Annotated in this window: 16 protein-coding genes; 3 read left to right on the forward strand and 13 right to left on the reverse strand. The window is 58.2% G+C overall.

Annotation, left to right across the window (positions count from 1 at the left end; genetic code table 11):
* Positions 1 to 176 precede the first annotated feature (176 nt).
* Positions 177 to 1118, forward strand: coding sequence for a LysR family transcriptional regulator (locus tag HKK54_RS06795; protein ID WP_010174609.1), 942 nt, complete (start codon positions 177 to 179; stop codon positions 1116 to 1118).
* Here HKK54_RS06795 and tam read toward each other — a convergent pair.
* On the reverse strand, positions 1102 to 1863 hold the full coding sequence (gene tam / locus HKK54_RS06800) for a trans-aconitate 2-methyltransferase (protein WP_010174608.1): 762 nt from the start codon (positions 1861 to 1863) through the stop codon (positions 1102 to 1104). The genes HKK54_RS06795 and tam overlap by 17 nt on opposite strands.
* 103 nt (positions 1864 to 1966) lie before the next feature.
* Here tam and HKK54_RS06805 point away from each other — a divergent pair, with 103 nt between their 5' ends.
* Positions 1967 to 2875, forward strand: a complete 909-nt coding sequence (locus HKK54_RS06805) for a LysR family transcriptional regulator (protein ID WP_178120971.1) — start codon at positions 1967 to 1969, stop codon at positions 2873 to 2875.
* A gap of 90 nt (positions 2876 to 2965) precedes the next feature.
* Here the strand turns inward: HKK54_RS06805 and HKK54_RS06810 are convergent, their stop codons facing one another.
* Positions 2966 to 3484: a single-stranded DNA-binding protein gene (locus HKK54_RS06810; protein ID WP_003210042.1), complete on the reverse strand. Its 519-nt coding sequence runs from the start codon at positions 3482 to 3484 to the stop codon at positions 2966 to 2968.
* Between the two features lie 9 nt (positions 3485 to 3493).
* Positions 3494 to 4888, reverse strand: a complete 1395-nt coding sequence (locus tag HKK54_RS06815) for an MFS transporter (protein ID WP_010174606.1) — start codon at positions 4886 to 4888, stop codon at positions 3494 to 3496.
* 178 nt (positions 4889 to 5066) lie between these two features.
* On the opposite strand from HKK54_RS06815, the gene uvrA reads away from it, so the two are divergent.
* Positions 5067 to 7901 carry an excinuclease ABC subunit UvrA gene (gene uvrA / locus HKK54_RS06820; RefSeq protein WP_010174605.1) on the forward strand — a complete coding sequence of 945 codons (2835 nt, stop codon included), beginning with the start codon at positions 5067 to 5069 and terminating at the stop codon, positions 7899 to 7901.
* A 68-nt stretch (positions 7902 to 7969) separates the two neighbouring features.
* Here the strand turns inward: uvrA and bfr are convergent, their stop codons facing one another.
* The 10 genes from bfr to rplO form a co-directional block, all read right to left on the reverse strand.
* On the reverse strand, positions 7970 to 8434 hold the full coding sequence (bfr, locus tag HKK54_RS06825; protein WP_003210048.1) for a bacterioferritin: 465 nt from the start codon (positions 8432 to 8434) through the stop codon (positions 7970 to 7972).
* Between the two features lie 155 nt (positions 8435 to 8589).
* Complete coding sequence (locus tag HKK54_RS06830) at positions 8590 to 10038, reverse strand: catalase (RefSeq protein ID WP_169386440.1); 1449 nt, start codon at positions 10036 to 10038, stop codon at positions 8590 to 8592.
* Between the two features lie 248 nt (positions 10039 to 10286).
* Positions 10287 to 10673: a 50S ribosomal protein L17 gene (gene rplQ / locus HKK54_RS06835; protein ID WP_003210053.1), complete on the reverse strand. Its 387-nt coding sequence runs from the start codon at positions 10671 to 10673 to the stop codon at positions 10287 to 10289.
* 41 nt (positions 10674 to 10714) lie between these two features.
* Positions 10715 to 11716 (reverse strand): DNA-directed RNA polymerase subunit alpha, encoded by a 1002-nt coding sequence (locus tag HKK54_RS06840; RefSeq protein ID WP_003176403.1) that lies wholly within the window; start codon positions 11714 to 11716, stop codon positions 10715 to 10717.
* 22 nt (positions 11717 to 11738) lie between these two features.
* A complete protein-coding gene (rpsD, locus tag HKK54_RS06845) occupies positions 11739 to 12359 on the reverse strand; it encodes a 30S ribosomal protein S4 (protein ID WP_003210056.1) in 621 nt (206 codons plus the stop codon).
* Between the two features lie 18 nt (positions 12360 to 12377).
* On the reverse strand, positions 12378 to 12767 hold the full coding sequence (gene rpsK, locus HKK54_RS06850) for a 30S ribosomal protein S11 (protein WP_002555466.1): 390 nt from the start codon (positions 12765 to 12767) through the stop codon (positions 12378 to 12380).
* A gap of 30 nt (positions 12768 to 12797) precedes the next feature.
* Positions 12798 to 13154 (reverse strand): 30S ribosomal protein S13, encoded by a 357-nt coding sequence (rpsM, locus tag HKK54_RS06855; RefSeq protein WP_003210063.1) that lies wholly within the window; start codon positions 13152 to 13154, stop codon positions 12798 to 12800.
* A gap of 129 nt (positions 13155 to 13283) precedes the next feature.
* Complete coding sequence (gene rpmJ / locus HKK54_RS06860) at positions 13284 to 13400, reverse strand: 50S ribosomal protein L36 (protein WP_002555468.1); 117 nt, start codon at positions 13398 to 13400, stop codon at positions 13284 to 13286.
* A gap of 27 nt (positions 13401 to 13427) precedes the next feature.
* Positions 13428 to 14756 carry a preprotein translocase subunit SecY gene (secY, locus tag HKK54_RS06865; RefSeq protein ID WP_003210064.1) on the reverse strand — a complete coding sequence of 443 codons (1329 nt, stop codon included), beginning with the start codon at positions 14754 to 14756 and terminating at the stop codon, positions 13428 to 13430.
* The gene (rplO, locus tag HKK54_RS06870) at positions 14757 to 15194 is read right to left on the reverse strand and encodes a 50S ribosomal protein L15 (RefSeq protein WP_003210066.1); all 438 of its coding nucleotides are present in this window, start codon (positions 15192 to 15194) and stop codon (positions 14757 to 14759) included. It lies immediately after the preceding gene.

Consider the following 15194-nt stretch of genomic DNA (forward strand, 5'->3'; position numbering starts at 1 on the left):
CAATACCAACCTCTGACTTGTTATTTTTGTCTTGAAAGGTCTTTTGAGAACCGGCGCTCCTGCCGCTTCTGGAGTCGATAATAGGGAGGGCCAAACAATCCGAACAATCGATTATCGGGATGCCATCCATCCAAAAAAAGTGATACAACGCGCCATGCTCATCTGGAGGCAAGGCCATGCGTTTTCATCACCTGGATTTGAATTTGCTGGTGGTCCTCGACACCCTGCTCACCGAACAGAACATCACGCGCGCCGCGCAGCGCCTGAACGTCAGCCAGTCGGCGGCCAGCGGCTTGCTGGCGCGGTTGCGCGATTATTTTGATGATGAGTTGCTGGTGCAGGTGGGGCGCAAGATGTTGCCGACGCCACTCGCCCAAGGCCTGGCCGAGCCGGTGCGCCGGGTGCTGCTGGATATTCAATCGACGATCGTCAACAAACCCGAGTTTGACCCGCTGACCTGCAAGCGCCACTTCAAGCTGATCGCCACCGATTTTGTGACCACGGTCATTCTCGGCCCGCTGACCCAACGCCTGCAGCAACGGGCGCCGCACATCACCCTCGATATCCAGCACGCCTCCGATCACTACAACCAGATGCTGACCCAGGGCGAAGTGGACTTTGTGATCATGCCCGATCAGTACCTGTCGGACCTGCATGCCAAGGAGCTGTTGTTCGAGGATGACTACCAGTGCGTGGTCTGGTCGCAGAACAGCCTGGTGGGCGATCACCTCAGCCTGGAGGAGTACCTGAGCCTGGGGCACATTGCGGTCAACTTCGGCAGTGCCCGCGAACCCAGCTTCAGTGAAAAAATCCTTCAGGGGTATGGCCAGGCGCGCCGGGTCGAGTTGACCACCAGCAGCTTCAACACGGTGCCGCATCTGCTGGTGGGCACCCAACGGGTCGCGGTGATCCCGCGAAGCCTGGCGACCCTGTATGGCGATTTTTTGTCATTGCGCGCGCTGGCGCCGCCCTTTGAACTGCCGCTGCTGCGCGAATTCACCTTATGGAACAAAGTGCTCGACAGTGACCCGGCGCACCGCTGGATGCGCCACTTGCTTCAGGAAGTGGCGGCGGAATACAGCGAGCGGGTGGCCGGGTTGTTCAACGGGTCGCGATGATGAACAGCCGAGGGAACGGCAGCAGTACGGTGCCATCGGCCAGCGCCGGATAGGCCTGGGTGATCCGCGCCAGGTACTCATCGAGGAAGGCGCTCTTTTCCGAGTCAGTCAGGGGCGCCAGAAACGGACGCAATGCCGACCCCTTGAACCACTCCACCACTGCGGCAGAGCCTGCCAGTGGATGGTGGTAAGTGGTACGCCATACATCCACGGTGGAGCAGTGTTTGCTCAGCAGCTCAAAGTAGTAGCTCGCGGTATGGCGCTCGTTGTGTTTCACCGCGCCGATCTTTGCGGCCCATGGGCCGTCGGCCGCGATTTCCCGCGCCAGCTTGTGGGCCGGCTCATCAAGGTTGTCGGGCGTCTGCACGGCCAGGGTGCCGCCTTCGGTCAGTTGATTGACCAAGTGCGGATACAACGTGGCGTGATCCGGCAACCATTGCAGTGAAGCATTGGCGAGGATGACGTCGAATTTCTGCGCCGGGTTCCAGGCGCCGATGTCAGCCAATTCGAAGTTCAACGTGGGCAGGCGCTTGCGGGCATCGATCAGCATGTCATCGGAACTGTCCATGCCGGTGACCAGTGCCTTCGGAAAACGCTCGGCCAGCACCTCGGTGGAATTGCCCGGGCCACATCCCAGGTCGACGGCAGTGCGCACATCGCCCTCAGGGATGGCCGCCACCAGATCCCGGACGGGACGGGTGCGCTGTTGTTCGAACATCGAGTATTGCTTGGCTGACCAGGTCATTGCGGCATTCCTTCTTCTGTGAGGAGTGACGACAGCCTAAATCTTGTGATCCATGAGAACAAATGCCAGGATTGACCATCTCCCATACCTCAAAAGTATTCCTATGCTGGAACTCAGGCAGCTCAAGGCCTTCGTCGCGATTGCCGAAGAAGGCTATATCACCCGCGCGGCAGAACGACTGGGCATGCAGCAGCCGCCCCTGACGCGCCTGTTGCAAAGCCTGGAAGCCGAATTGGGCGTGGTGCTGATGGAGCGCCTGCCACGGGGCGTGCGCCCGACCACGGCGGGTTTGGCCTTGCTGGAGGAAGCTCGACATATTCTGGCCAGCGTCGACGGCGTGGCCGACATTGTGCGCCGCGCCGCCCGGGGTGAACGCGGGCGGCTGGCCATTGGCTTTACCAGCTCTGCCGCTTTGCACCCGTTTGTGCCCAGCGTGTTGCGCCTGTTTCGGGAAACCTTTGTCGGCGTTTCCGTGGTCCTGGAAGAAGCCGGTACCGGCGAGCTGCTGGACGCGTTGCTGCATGAAAAACTCGATGCGGCGTTCATCCGCTCGCCGCTGAGCGGGACACAAGCGTTGCAGGATGAGCCGATCCTGGTGGAGCCGATGTTGCTGGCGCTGCCCACTGATCACCCGCTGGCGATCGACCCGTCGACCCCGCTGCCGTTGGCGGCATTGGCGACGGAGGCATTTGTACTGTATCGGCGTCGGGTGGGGTTGGGGTTGTATGACGCGATTCTGGTGGCGTGCCGCGAGGCGGGGTTCAGCCCGCAGGTGGTGCAGGAGGCGCCGCGCATGACGGCGACGTTGAGCCTGGTGGCTGCCGGACTTGGGGTTTCGATTGTGCCCGCCTCCATGCAGCGCTTGCGGGGTGACGGGATTGTGTATCGCGAGCTTTCGGAGTGCCGGAGCCTGGTGGCGCCGTTGCACCTGGCGACCCGGGTGGGTGATACGTCGTCGGTACTGGAAAGGTTTCGGGAGCTGGTGGTGAACGCCGCGTCTACCGACGTGTAGCAGGTCGGCGGGCACGAAACGAAAAACCCCCGAGGCCAAGGCCATCGGGGGTTTTCAGGTGTTACGCGACAGTTCGGGTCTCAAGCGACCTTAGAACGGAATATCGTCATCAAAGCTGTCGAAGTCGGCTGCCGGCTGAGGCGCTGCCTGCTGTGGCGCTGGACGCGACTCACGCTGTGGCTGCTGGGTTGGCTGCGGACGCGACTGCTGTTGTGGACGCGGTGCCGAGTTGGACATGCCACCCTGGCCCTGTTGGTCGCCCTGTGGACGGCCGCCCAGCAGTTGCATGGTGCCTTGCATGTCGACCACGATTTCAGTGGTGTAACGCTTGATGCCGTCTTTTTCCCACTCGCGGGTCTGCAGTTTGCCTTCGATGTAGACCTGCGAACCTTTGCGCAGGTATTCACCGGCGATCTCAGCAACCTTGCCGAACATCGACACACGGTGCCATTCGGTTTTTTCGACCTTCTGGCCGGTTTGCTTGTCGGTCCACTGTTCGCTGGTCGCCAGACTCAGGTTGGTCACGGCGTTACCGTTCGGCAGGTAGCGAACTTCGGGATCCTGGCCGCATGTACCGACCAATATGACTTTGTTAACCCCACGGGCCATAACGTTCTCCTAGGCTGGGCGCGCTGTCGGCACTGGGTTGACCAGTTGCTCGAGCGTCGCGCGATCCAATAATTCGGTGTCCAATTTGATGTAAATGGCCGCCTCTTCAGCAACCACGACTGCATCTGTTACCCCAACGACGGCCTTCAGGCGCTCTACCAGACCGGCTTCACGAATCGCTTCGGGCGATAACGGCAGACGCAGGCTTGTGACGTATGGGGGTTCGCGCATGGTAACAGCAAAGGCCAGCCAAAGTGCAGCCAGCCCGGCGCATCCAAGGAACACAACCGACAAACCGCCATGCTGGAACATCCAGCCGCCCATGATCCCGCCCAGTGCAGAACCGAGGAACTGGCTGGTGGAATACACGCCCATCGCCGTGCCTTTGCCGCCGGCCGGTGAAACCTTGCTGATCAGCGAAGGCAATGAAGCCTCCAGCAGGTTGAACGCGGTGAAGAACACCACCGTGCCGATCACCAGCGCCCGCAGGCTGTCGCCGAACTGCCAGAAGAATAGCTCAGTGAGCATCAATGTCGCGACGGCGCCCAGCAGAACTCGTTTCATTTTGCGTTTCTTCTCGCCGTAGATGATGAACGGGATCATGGCGAAGAACGAAATCAGCAGCGCAGTCAGGTAGACCCACCAGTGCTGCTCCTTGGGCAGCCCGGCTTTTTGCACCAGGGCCAGGGGCAAGGCGACGAAGCTGCACATCAGCATCGCGTGTAATACGAAGATACCCAAATCCAGGCGGAGCAGGTCCGGGTGCTTGAGCGTGGGCAGCAGCGCCTGTTTCGCCACGCCGGATTCACGGTGCTGCAACGGCCCGGTGGAACGCGGCACCATGAAGGCGACGATCACGATGCCGAACAACGCCATGCCACCGGTGGCCAGGAACAGGCCGTGCAAGCCGAACGCGCGGGTCAGCAGCGGGCCAACCACCATCGCCACGGCAAACGAAAGACCGATGGTCATGCCGATCATGGCCATGGCCTTGGTGCGGTGTTGTTCGCGGGTCAGGTCGGAAAGCAGCGCCATGACGGCGGCGGAAATCGCCCCCGCGCCTTGCAGGACACGCCCGGCGATCACGCCCCAGATCGAGTCGGCATTGGCGGCGAGCACGCTGCCCAGGGCGAAGACGATCAGCCCCAGGTAGATCACCGGCCGGCGGCCGATGCGGTCGGAAATGATCCCGAACGGAATCTGAAACAGCGCCTGGGTCAGGCCATAGGCGCCAATCGCCAGGCCGATCAGGGCCGGGGTCGCTCCTGCGAGATCCATTCCATAGGTCGCCAGCACCGGCAACACCATAAACATGCCAAGCATACGGAAGGCGAACACCAGGGCCAGACCGCTTGCTGCGCGGGTCTCGCTGCCACTCATGCGTTCGCTGTGGGGATCGTGCATGGAAAAACCTCGTGTGAACCGGCGGCGATTCTACCAGTCCCATCGATTGAGAGGGTATATGCGGCGCTTTGCCGCGCAGCTTTCATGTAAGGCTGCACCCGGCACTTTGACAGTGTATATTCATCCAGTCTTTAGCCGTATACTCCTGCATTATTTACGCCCGCCGTGCGAGGCCATCTTGGACAAGATCCTGATTCGTGGGGCTCGAACCCACAACCTGAAGAACATCGACCTGACCCTGCCACGGGACAAACTGATCGTCATCACCGGCTTGTCCGGGTCCGGCAAGTCGTCCCTGGCGTTTGACACGCTGTACGCCGAAGGCCAGCGCCGTTACGTGGAATCCCTGTCGGCCTATGCCCGCCAGTTCCTGTCGATGATGGAAAAGCCCGACGTCGACACCATTGAAGGCCTGTCGCCAGCGATCTCCATCGAACAGAAATCGACGTCCCACAACCCGCGCTCCACCGTGGGCACCATCACCGAGATCTACGACTACCTGCGCCTGCTGTATGCCCGCGTGGGTATTCCCCGCTGCCCGGACCACGACATTCCCCTGGAAGCCCAGACCGTCAGCCAGATGGTCGACCTGGTGCTGGCCCAGCCGGAAGGCGCCAAGCTGATGCTGCTGGCACCGGTGATTCGCGAGCGCAAGGGTGAACACCTTTCCGTCTTTGAAGAGCTGCGGGCCCAAGGTTTCGTGCGGGCCCGGATCAACGGCAAGCTCTACGAGCTGGACGAAGCGCCGAAGCTGGACAAACAGAAGAAGCACTCGATTGATGTGGTGGTCGACCGGTTCAAGGTGCGTGCCGACTTGCAGCAGCGCCTGGCGGAATCGTTCGAGACCGCGTTGAAGCTGGCCGACGGCATTGCCCTGGTGGCGCCGATGGACGACGAGCCCGGCGAAGAAATCATCTTCTCCGCGCGCTTCGCCTGCCCGATCTGCGGTCATGCCATCAGCGAGCTGGAACCGAAACTGTTTTCCTTCAACAACCCGGCCGGCGCTTGCCCGACCTGTGATGGCCTGGGGGTTAAGCAATTCTTCGACATCAAGCGCCTGGTCAACGGTGACCTCACGCTGGCGGAAGGCGCGATACGCGGCTGGGACAGGCGTAACGTCTATTACTTCCAGATGCTGGGTTCGCTGGCGTCGCACTACAAGTTCAGCCTCGAAGTGCCCTTCAACGAGCTGACGGCCGAACACCAGAAATTCATCCTGCATGGCAGCGGTTCGCAGAACGTCGACTTCAAGTACCTGAACGACCGTGGCGATATCGTCAAACGCTCCCACCCGTTCGAAGGCATCGTGCCGAACCTGGAGCGCCGTTACCGCGAGACCGAGTCGGCCAGCGTGCGCGAGGAACTGGCCAAGTTCCTGAGCACCCAGCCGTGCCCGGATTGCCGTGGCACCCGCCTGCGCCGTGAAGCGCGGCATGTATGGGTCGGTGAGAAAACCCTGCCGGCGGTGACCAACCTCCCGATTGGCGATGCCTGCGAATACTTCGGCACGCTGAAGTTGACCGGTCGCCGCGGTGAGATTGCCGACAAGATCCTCAAGGAGATCCGTGAGCGGCTGCAGTTCCTGGTTAACGTAGGCCTGGACTATCTGTCGCTGGACCGCAGCGCCGACACGCTTTCCGGTGGTGAAGCACAGCGGATTCGCCTGGCCAGCCAGATTGGCGCCGGCCTGGTGGGCGTGCTGTACATTCTTGATGAGCCGTCAATTGGCCTGCATCAACGGGACAACGATCGTCTGCTGGGTACACTGAAGCACCTGCGGGACATCGGTAATACGGTGATCGTGGTCGAGCACGATGAAGATGCCATTCGTCTTGCGGACTACGTGGTAGATATCGGCCCGGGTGCCGGTGTGCACGGTGGGCATATTGTTGCCGAGGGCACGCCTGCCGAAGTGATGGCGCATCCTGATTCGTTGACCGGTAAATACCTGTCTGGCCGCGTGAAGATCGCCGTGCCGGCCAAACGTACGCCGCGCAACAAGAAGATGGCACTGCACCTCAAGGGCGCGCGTGGCAACAACTTGCGCAATGTTGATCTGGAGATCCCATTGGGGCTGCTGACCTGCGTGACTGGTGTATCCGGGTCGGGCAAGTCGACACTGATCAACAACACGCTGTTTCCATTGAGCGCCACAGCGCTGAACGGTGCGACCACCCTGGAAGCCGCCGCTCACGACAGCATCAAGGGCCTTGAGCATCTGGACAAGGTGGTCGATATCGACCAAAGCCCGATTGGGCGCACGCCGCGCTCCAACCCGGCGACCTACACCGGGCTGTTCACGCCGATTCGCGAGCTGTTCGCCGGTGTGCCGGAGTCGCGCTCCCGTGGCTACGGGCCTGGGCGGTTCTCGTTCAACGTCAAGGGCGGGCGCTGCGAGGCGTGCCAGGGCGATGGCTTGATCAAGGTGGAGATGCACTTCCTGCCGGACATCTACGTGCCGTGCGATGTGTGCAAGAGCAAGCGCTACAACCGCGAAACCCTGGAGATCAAGTACAAGGGCAAAAGCATCCACGAAACCCTCGAGATGACGATCGAGGAAGCCCGGGTGTTCTTTGATGCGGTACCGGCTCTGGCGCGCAAGCTGCAGACACTGATGGATGTTGGCCTGTCGTATATCAAGCTGGGTCAGTCGGCGACCACGTTATCGGGTGGTGAGGCGCAGCGGGTCAAGCTGTCTCGCGAGCTGTCCAAGCGTGATACCGGCAAGACCCTGTATATCCTCGATGAGCCGACCACGGGCCTGCACTTTGCGGATATTCAGCAACTGCTGGACGTGCTGCACCGCTTGCGCGACCACGGCAACACGGTGGTGGTGATCGAGCACAACCTGGACGTGATCAAGACCGCCGACTGGCTGGTGGATCTTGGACCGGAAGGCGGCTCCAAAGGTGGGCAAATCATTGCGGTCGGCACACCGGAGCAAGTATCTGAGATGAAGCAATCTCACACCGGCTTCTACCTCAAGCCTCTGCTGGCCCGCGACAAGGACTGATTATTCAGTCCCACGAAAAAGCCCCTGTCACCGTGTAGGTGACAGGGGCTTTTTTGTAGCCGGGAGAATCAGAACTGCGATTGCAGGTAGTTCTCCAGGCCAATCAACTTGATCAGGCCCAACTGCTTTTCCAGCCAGTAAGTGTGATCTTCTTCGGTGTCATTCAACTGCACCCGCAGGATTTCCCGCGTGACGTAGTCGTTGTGCTGCTCGCAGAGCTCAATGCCCTTGCAGAGCGCGGCACGGACCTTGTACTCAAGGCGCAAGTCGCTGGCGAGCATCTCGGGCACCGTGGTGCCGGTGTCCAGGTCGTCGGGACGCATACGTGGCGTGCCTTCGAGCATCAGGATACGGCGCATCAGTGCGTCGGCGTGCTGTGCCTCTTCTTCCATTTCATGGTTGATACGCTCGTAGAGCTCAGTAAAGCCCCAGTCTTCGTACATCCGCGAGTGAATGAAATATTGGTCACGAGCAGCCAGTTCGCCCGTCAGCAACGTGTTGAGGTAATCGATTACGTCGGGGTGACCTTGCATCGCCCTACATCTCCCTGCTTGAAAGTCTGTAGTTTGAACCATGATGACCCGGAGGTCACGGGACCAACGGCAGAAAAGTGAAGATTTCCGGTGAAAAATAGCTGAAATAACGCAAAAACCGCCCAAATGAGGGCGGTTCTGCTTATCGTTTAGAGTTAGTTAAGCGATACACCCAGTGCAGATGCGATCCCTTCTCCATAAGCAGGATCTGCCTTGAAGAAGTACTGCAACTGGCGCTGAACCACGTCGCTGGAAACACCTGCCATGGCGCCTGCGATGTTATTGATCAGCAGGGCTTTCTGCTCATCGTTCATCAGGCGGAACAGCGCACCAGCGTGGCTGAAGTAATCGGTGTCTTCGCGGTGATCGTAACGGTCTGCCGCGCCGTTCAGGGCCAACGCCGGCTCGGCATACTGCGGTGCCTGCTTCGGTGCATCGGCGTAGCTGTTTGGCTCGTAGTTGGGAGCCGCGCCGCCATTGCTGCCAAATGCCATCGAACCATCGCGCTGGTAGCTGTTAACCGGGCTACGTGGTGCGTTCACCGGCAGGTGCTGGTGGTTGGTGCCTACACGGTAACGGTGGGCATCCGCGTAAGCGAACACACGACCTTGCAGCATACGGTCTGGCGACAAGCCAACACCTGGGACCATGTTGCTTGGACCGAAAGCCGCCTGCTCAACTTCAGCAAAGTAGTTCTGCGGGTTACGGTTCAGTTCCAGTTCACCGACTTCAATCAGCGGGAACTCTTTCTGCGACCAGGTTTTGGTCACGTCGAACGGGTTTTCGTAATGAGCATTGGCCTGGGCTTCAGTCATGATCTGGATGCACACGCGCCATTTCGGGAAATCACCACGCTCGATTGCCCCAAACAGGTCACGTTGGGCGTAATCAGGGTCGGTACCCGCCAGGCGTGCAGCGTCAGCAGGCGCCAGGTTCTTGATGCCTTGCTTGGTTTTGTAGTGCCACTTCACCCAGTGACGCTCGCCGCGGGCGTTGATCAGGCTGTAGGTGTGGCTGCCAAAGCCATGCATGTGACGGTAGCCGTCGGGGATGCCACGGTCCGAAAACAGGATGGTGACCTGGTGCAGCGCCTCAGGGGAGTGCGACCAGAAGTCCCACATCATCTGTGCACTTTTCAGGTTGCTTTGCGGCAGGCGCTTTTGGGTGTGGATGAAGTCCGGGAATTTAAGTGGATCACGGATGAAGAACACCGGGGTGTTGTTGCCCACGATGTCCCAGTTGCCTTCTTCGGTGTAAAACTTCAAGGCGAAACCACGCGGGTCGCGCTCGGTATCAGCCGAACCCCGTTCGCCACCTACGGTAGAGAAACGCAGGAACGTCGGCGTTTGTTTGCCCACGGCCTCGAACAGCTTGGCACTGGTGTACTGAGTAATGTCTTGGGTGACGGTGAAGGTACCGTAAGCGCCCGAACCTTTAGCGTGGACACGACGCTCAGGAATGTTTTCACGATTGAAGTGGGCGAGCTTCTCGATCAGGTGAAAATCGTCGAGCAGCAATGGACCGCGCGGGCCGGCGGAGCGGGAGTTCTGGTTATCGGCAACGGGAGCACCGCTGGCGGTAGTAAGGGTTTTATTCTGGCTCATGCTCAATCTTCCTCAGGTCAGACTCGAAACTGCCGGCTAATCGGCTTGGAGGGAGTATTGACCAGGAAGGTGACACCTTCAAATTCATTAAATCATGAGCTTCGATAGAATTTAGCTAACGAACTATCCAAGCGGATAGCTAAAAGCGACTTAATAAGTCGAATGAGCCGTTGCTGAGGTACTTCCAGTTTTACAGCGCGCACAAAAAACCGGGCACTGGGCCCGGTTCTTCGTTACAGACTGACGTCTTACTCAGCGGATACAGCTTCACCGCCAACTGGACGATCGATCAGCTCAACGTACGCCATAGGCGCGTTGTCACCAGCGCGGAAGCCGCACTTGAGGATGCGCAGGTAGCCACCCTCACGGGTAGCGTAACGCTTGCCCAGGTCGTTGAAGAGCTTACCAACGATAGCTTTCGAACGAGTACGGTCGAAAGCCAGACGGCGGTTAGCCAGGCTGTCTGTCTTGGCCAAAGTAATCAGCGGCTCAGCAACGCGACGCAGTTCTTTAGCTTTCGGCAGTGTAGTTTTGATCAGCTCGTGCTCGAACAGCGACACCGCCATGTTCTGGAACATAGCCTTACGGTGCGAGCTGGTACGGCTCAGGTGACGACCACTTTTACGATGACGCATGGTTCATTCCTTACCAAACTCACGTTCGGTGATTACGACGATCAGGCAGTCGCCTTGTCGTCCTTCTTAAGACTTGCAGGCGGCCAGTTGTCGAGGCGCATGCCGAGGGACAGACCGCGGGAGGCCAGAACGTCCTTGATTTCAGTCAAGGATTTCTTGCCCAGGTTCGGAGTCTTCAACAGTTCTACTTCGGTGCGCTGAATCAGATCGCCGATGTAGTAAATGTTTTCCGCCTTAAGGCAGTTAGCCGAACGTACAGTCAGTTCCAGATCGTCAACCGGGCGAAGCAGGATCGGATCGATCTCGTCTTCCTGCTCGATTACCACTGGTTCGCTGTCACCCTTGAGGTCGACGAACGCAGCCAACTGCTGTTGCAGAATGGTTGCAGCGCGGCGGATAGCCTCTTCAGGATCCAGAGTACCGTTGGTTTCCAGATCAATAACCAGCTTGTCCAGGTTAGTACGCTGTTCGACACGGGCGTTTTCCACCACGTATGCGATACGGCGAACCGGGCTGAACGAAGAGTCAAGCTGCAAGCGACCAATGCTGCGGCTTTCGTCTTCATCGCTCTGACGCGAGTCGGCCGGTTCATAACCACGACCACGAGCTACGGTGAGCTTCATGTTCAGGGCGCCGTTAGACGCCAGGTTAGCGATTACGTGATCGGGATTAACGATCTCGACATCATGATCCAGCTGAATATCGGCAGCGGTAACCACCCCCGAACCCTTCTTCGACAAGGTCAGCGTAACTTCGTCACGGCCGTGCAGCTTGATAGCCAGACCTTTAAGGTTCAACAGGATTTCAATTACGTCTTCCTGTACACCTTCGATGGCGCTGTACTCGTGGAGCACACCGTCAATCTCGGCCTCGACTACTGCACAGCCGGGCATTGAGGACAACAGGATGCGGCGCAGCGCGTTGCCCAGGGTGTGGCCAAAACCACGCTCGAGAGGCTCGAGAGTGATCTTGGCGCGGGTTGGACTGACAACCTGCACATCAATGTGACGGGGTGTCAGGAACTCATTTACCGAAATCTGCATGGATGCACCTATTTTCTAGCCCTTACTTGGAGTAGAGCTCGACAATCAGGCTTTCGTTGATGTCGGCGGACAGATCACTGCGAGCAGGAACGTTCTTGAAAACGCCCGACTTCTTCTCAGTGTCTACTTCTACCCATTCTACGCGGCCACGTTGGGCACACAGATCGAGAGCTTGGACAATGCGAAGTTGATTTTTTGCTTTCTCGCGAATCGCGACCACGTCACCAGCACGAACCTGGTACGACGGGACGTTAACGGTTTGGCCGTTTACGCTGACGGATTTATGCGATACCAGCTGACGGGATTCGGCACGAGTCGAACCAAAGCCCATACGGTATACAACGTTGTCCAGACGGCATTCGAGCAGTTGCAGCAGGTTTTCACCGGTTGCACCTTTCTTGCCAGCAGCTTCTTTGTAGTAGCCGCTGAACTGACGCTCGAGAACGCCGTAGATACGACGGACCTTCTGCTTTTCACGCAGTTGGGTGCCGTAATCGGACTGGCGACCGCGGCGTTGGCCGTGGATACCAGGTGCTGCTTCAATGTTGCACTTCGATTCGATCGCGCGCACGCCGCTCTTCAGAAAGAGATCGGTGCCTTCACGACGAGCGAGTTTGCATTTTGGACCAATGTAACGAGCCATTCTTTACAATCTCCTGGATTACACGCGGCGCTTCTTCGGCGGACGGCACCCGTTGTGCGGGATTGGCGTCACGTCGGTGATGCTGGCGATCTTATAGCCACAGCCGTTCAATGCACGGACAGCAGACTCACGACCTGGACCTGGACCTTTGACGTTAACGTCGAGGTTTTTCAGGCCATATTCCAGCGCAGCTTGACCAGCACGTTCAGCAGCTACTTGAGCAGCAAACGGGGTGGACTTGCGGGAACCGCGGAAACCCGAACCACCGGAGGTAGCCCAAGAAAGCGCGTTACCTTGACGGTCGGTGATGGTCACGATTGTGTTGTTAAAAGATGCATGGATGTGGGCGATGCCATCAACCACTGTCTTTTTAACTTTTTTACGAGGACGAGCAGCAGGTTTTGCCATGATTAATTTCCTGTCGATTCGCGTGGGCGATTACTTGCGGATCGGCTTACGCGGACCTTTACGGGTACGCGCGTTAGTCTTGGTACGCTGACCGCGTACTGGAAGACCACGACGATGACGCAGACCACGGTAGCAACCGAGGTCCATCAAACGCTTGATTTTCATGTTGATTTCGCGACGCAGGTCACCTTCAGTGGTGAACTTCGCCACTTCGCCACGCAACAGCTCAATCTGCTCGTCGCTCAGATCTTTGATCTTTGCGGCTGGGTTTACCCCAGTATCTGCACAAATTTTCTGCGCAGTAGTGCGACCAACACCATAGATGTAGGTCAGCGAGATAACAGTGTGCTTGTTATCTGGAATGTTAACGCCTGCAATACGGGCCATTCAGTGGGACTCCAATTGACAGCTACCTACGCCCCGGAAGCCAAGAAATAGGGCGCGAGATAATATCGCTGTAATAACAAATAATCAACCCGGCAGCGCACTAGCTGCCGGGCTTCAAGCGGATCACACTCAGCCTTGGCGCTGTTTGTGACGCGGTTCCGCGCTGCAAATTACTCGAACAACACCTTCGCGGCGAATAATCTTGCAGTTACGGCACAGCTTTTTCACCGATGCACGAACTTTCATCACCAACTCCTCGAACCTTATGGGTACTCAGCGCAACATGCCGCTGCCGTAACCCTTCAGGTTGGCTTTCTTCATCAGGGATTCGTACTGGTGCGAAACGAGGTGCGATTGTACTTGGGACATGAAGTCCATCACAACCACGACGACGATCAGCAACGAGGTCCCGCCAAGGTAGAACGGAACGTTTGCTGCAACCACCAGGAACTGGGGCAACAAGCACACGGCCGTCATATATAGAGCACCGAACATGGTCAAGCGAGTCAAAACGCCATCAATGTAGCGCGCCGACTGCTCACCTGGACGAATGCCCGGAATAAAGGCACCGGACTTCTTCAGGTTTTCCGCTACGTCTTTCGGATTGAACATCAACGCCGTATAGAAGAAGCAGAAGAAAATAATCCCTGCACTAAACAGCAGAATATTCAACGGCTGACCAGGAGCGATCGACTGCGAGATGTCCTGCAACCAGCCCATACCTTCAGACTGACCGAACCAGGCACCCAACGAAGCCGGAAACAGCAAAATGCTGCTCGCGAAAATGGCAGGAATAACCCCGGCCATGTTCACTTTCAGCGGCAAGTGGCTGGTCTGCGCGGCAAAGACCTTGCGGCCCTGCTGACGCTTGGCGTAGTGAACAGCAATACGACGCTGGCCACGCTCAATGAACACCACAAAACCGATAATCGCTACTGCCAACAAACCGATGGCAACCAGGGCGAAGATGTTGATATCACCCTGACGTGCAGACTCGAAAGACTGCCCAATCGCTCTCGGAAGACCGGCAACGATACCTGCGAAAATCAACATCGAGATACCGTTACCAACACCACGCTCAGTAATCTGCTCACCCAGCCACATCATGAACATCGCACCAGCCACAAAAGTGGATACCGCGACGAAATGGAAGCCAAAGTCACCAGTGAACGCAACACCCTGCCCGGCCAGACCAACGGACATGCCGATAGCCTGGACCAGGGCGAGGATGACAGTGCCGTAGCGGGTGTACTGGCTTATCTTGCGACGGCCAGCTTCACCTTCCTTCTTCAACTGCTCCAACTGCGGGCTAACGGCGGTCATCAGTTGCATGATGATCGATGCCGAGATGTACGGCATGATCCCCAGTGCAAAGATGCTCATCCGTTCCAGCGCGCCGCCGGAAAACATGTTGAACAAGCTAAGAATGGTCCCCTCATTCTGTCGAAACAGGTCTGCGAGTCGGTCCGGGTTGATACCTGGAACCGGGATGTGTGCGCCTATTCGGTAGACGATAATCGCCAGGAACAGAAAACGCAGACGAGCCCAAAGTTCAGACATACCGCCTTTGCCGAGCGCTGAGAGAGCACCTTGCTTAGCCATTTATTCCTCGAACTTGCCGCCAGCTGCTTCGATAGCCGAACGCGCACCTTTGGTGGCGCCGATTCCCTTGCCGATAGTGACAGCGCGAGTCACTTCACCGGACAGCATGATTTTCACACGCTGTACGTTGACGTTGATCACGTTGGCATCTTTCAGGGTCTGCACGGTAACGATGTCGCCTTCCACTTTGGCCAGCTCGGACAGACGCACTTCTGCGCGGTCCATGGCTTTCAGGGAAACGAAACCGAACTTCGGCAGGCGACGATGCAGCGGCTGTTGACCGCCTTCAAAGCCTGGAGCGATGGTGCCACCGGAGCGGGAGGACTGACCTTTGTGGCCACGGCCACCGGTCTTGCCCAAACCACTACCGATACCACGGCCCGGACGATGCTTTTCGCGACGGGAACCCGGCGCTGGACTCAGATCATTGAGTTTCAT

The sequence above is a fragment of the Pseudomonas sp. ADAK13 genome (assembly GCF_012935715.1).
In the GTDB taxonomy this organism is placed as follows: domain Bacteria; phylum Pseudomonadota; class Gammaproteobacteria; order Pseudomonadales; family Pseudomonadaceae; genus Aquipseudomonas.

Coding starts and splice junctions, on each gene's coding strand:
- HKK54_RS06815 (WP_010174606.1), bottom strand. CDS start 4,888: ATGCACGATCCCCACAGCGAACGCATGAGTGGCAGCGAGACCCGCGCA.
- rpsK (WP_002555466.1), bottom strand. CDS start 12,767: ATGGCAAAACCTGCTGCTCGTCCTCGTAAAAAAGTTAAAAAGACAGTG.
- rplO (WP_003210066.1), bottom strand. CDS start 15,194: ATGAAACTCAATGATCTGAGTCCAGCGCCGGGTTCCCGTCGCGAAAAG.
- rpsM (WP_003210063.1), bottom strand. CDS start 13,154: ATGGCCCGTATTGCAGGCGTTAACATTCCAGATAACAAGCACACTGTT.
- HKK54_RS06840 (WP_003176403.1), bottom strand. CDS start 11,716: ATGCAGATTTCGGTAAATGAGTTCCTGACACCCCGTCACATTGATGTG.
- HKK54_RS06805 (WP_178120971.1), top strand. CDS start 1,967: ATGCTGGAACTCAGGCAGCTCAAGGCCTTCGTCGCGATTGCCGAAGAA.
- tam (WP_010174608.1), bottom strand. CDS start 1,863: ATGACCTGGTCAGCCAAGCAATACTCGATGTTCGAACAACAGCGCACC.
- rpsD (WP_003210056.1), bottom strand. CDS start 12,359: ATGGCTCGTTACATTGGTCCAAAATGCAAACTCGCTCGTCGTGAAGGC.
- secY (WP_003210064.1), bottom strand. CDS start 14,756: ATGGCTAAGCAAGGTGCTCTCTCAGCGCTCGGCAAAGGCGGTATGTCT.
- rpmJ (WP_002555468.1), bottom strand. CDS start 13,400: ATGAAAGTTCGTGCATCGGTGAAAAAGCTGTGCCGTAACTGCAAGATT.
- HKK54_RS06795 (WP_010174609.1), top strand. CDS start 177: ATGCGTTTTCATCACCTGGATTTGAATTTGCTGGTGGTCCTCGACACC.
- rplQ (WP_003210053.1), bottom strand. CDS start 10,673: ATGCGTCATCGTAAAAGTGGTCGTCACCTGAGCCGTACCAGCTCGCAC.
- HKK54_RS06810 (WP_003210042.1), bottom strand. CDS start 3,484: ATGGCCCGTGGGGTTAACAAAGTCATATTGGTCGGTACATGCGGCCAG.
- bfr (WP_003210048.1), bottom strand. CDS start 8,434: ATGCAAGGTCACCCCGACGTAATCGATTACCTCAACACGTTGCTGACG.
- HKK54_RS06830 (WP_169386440.1), bottom strand. CDS start 10,038: ATGAGCCAGAATAAAACCCTTACTACCGCCAGCGGTGCTCCCGTTGCC.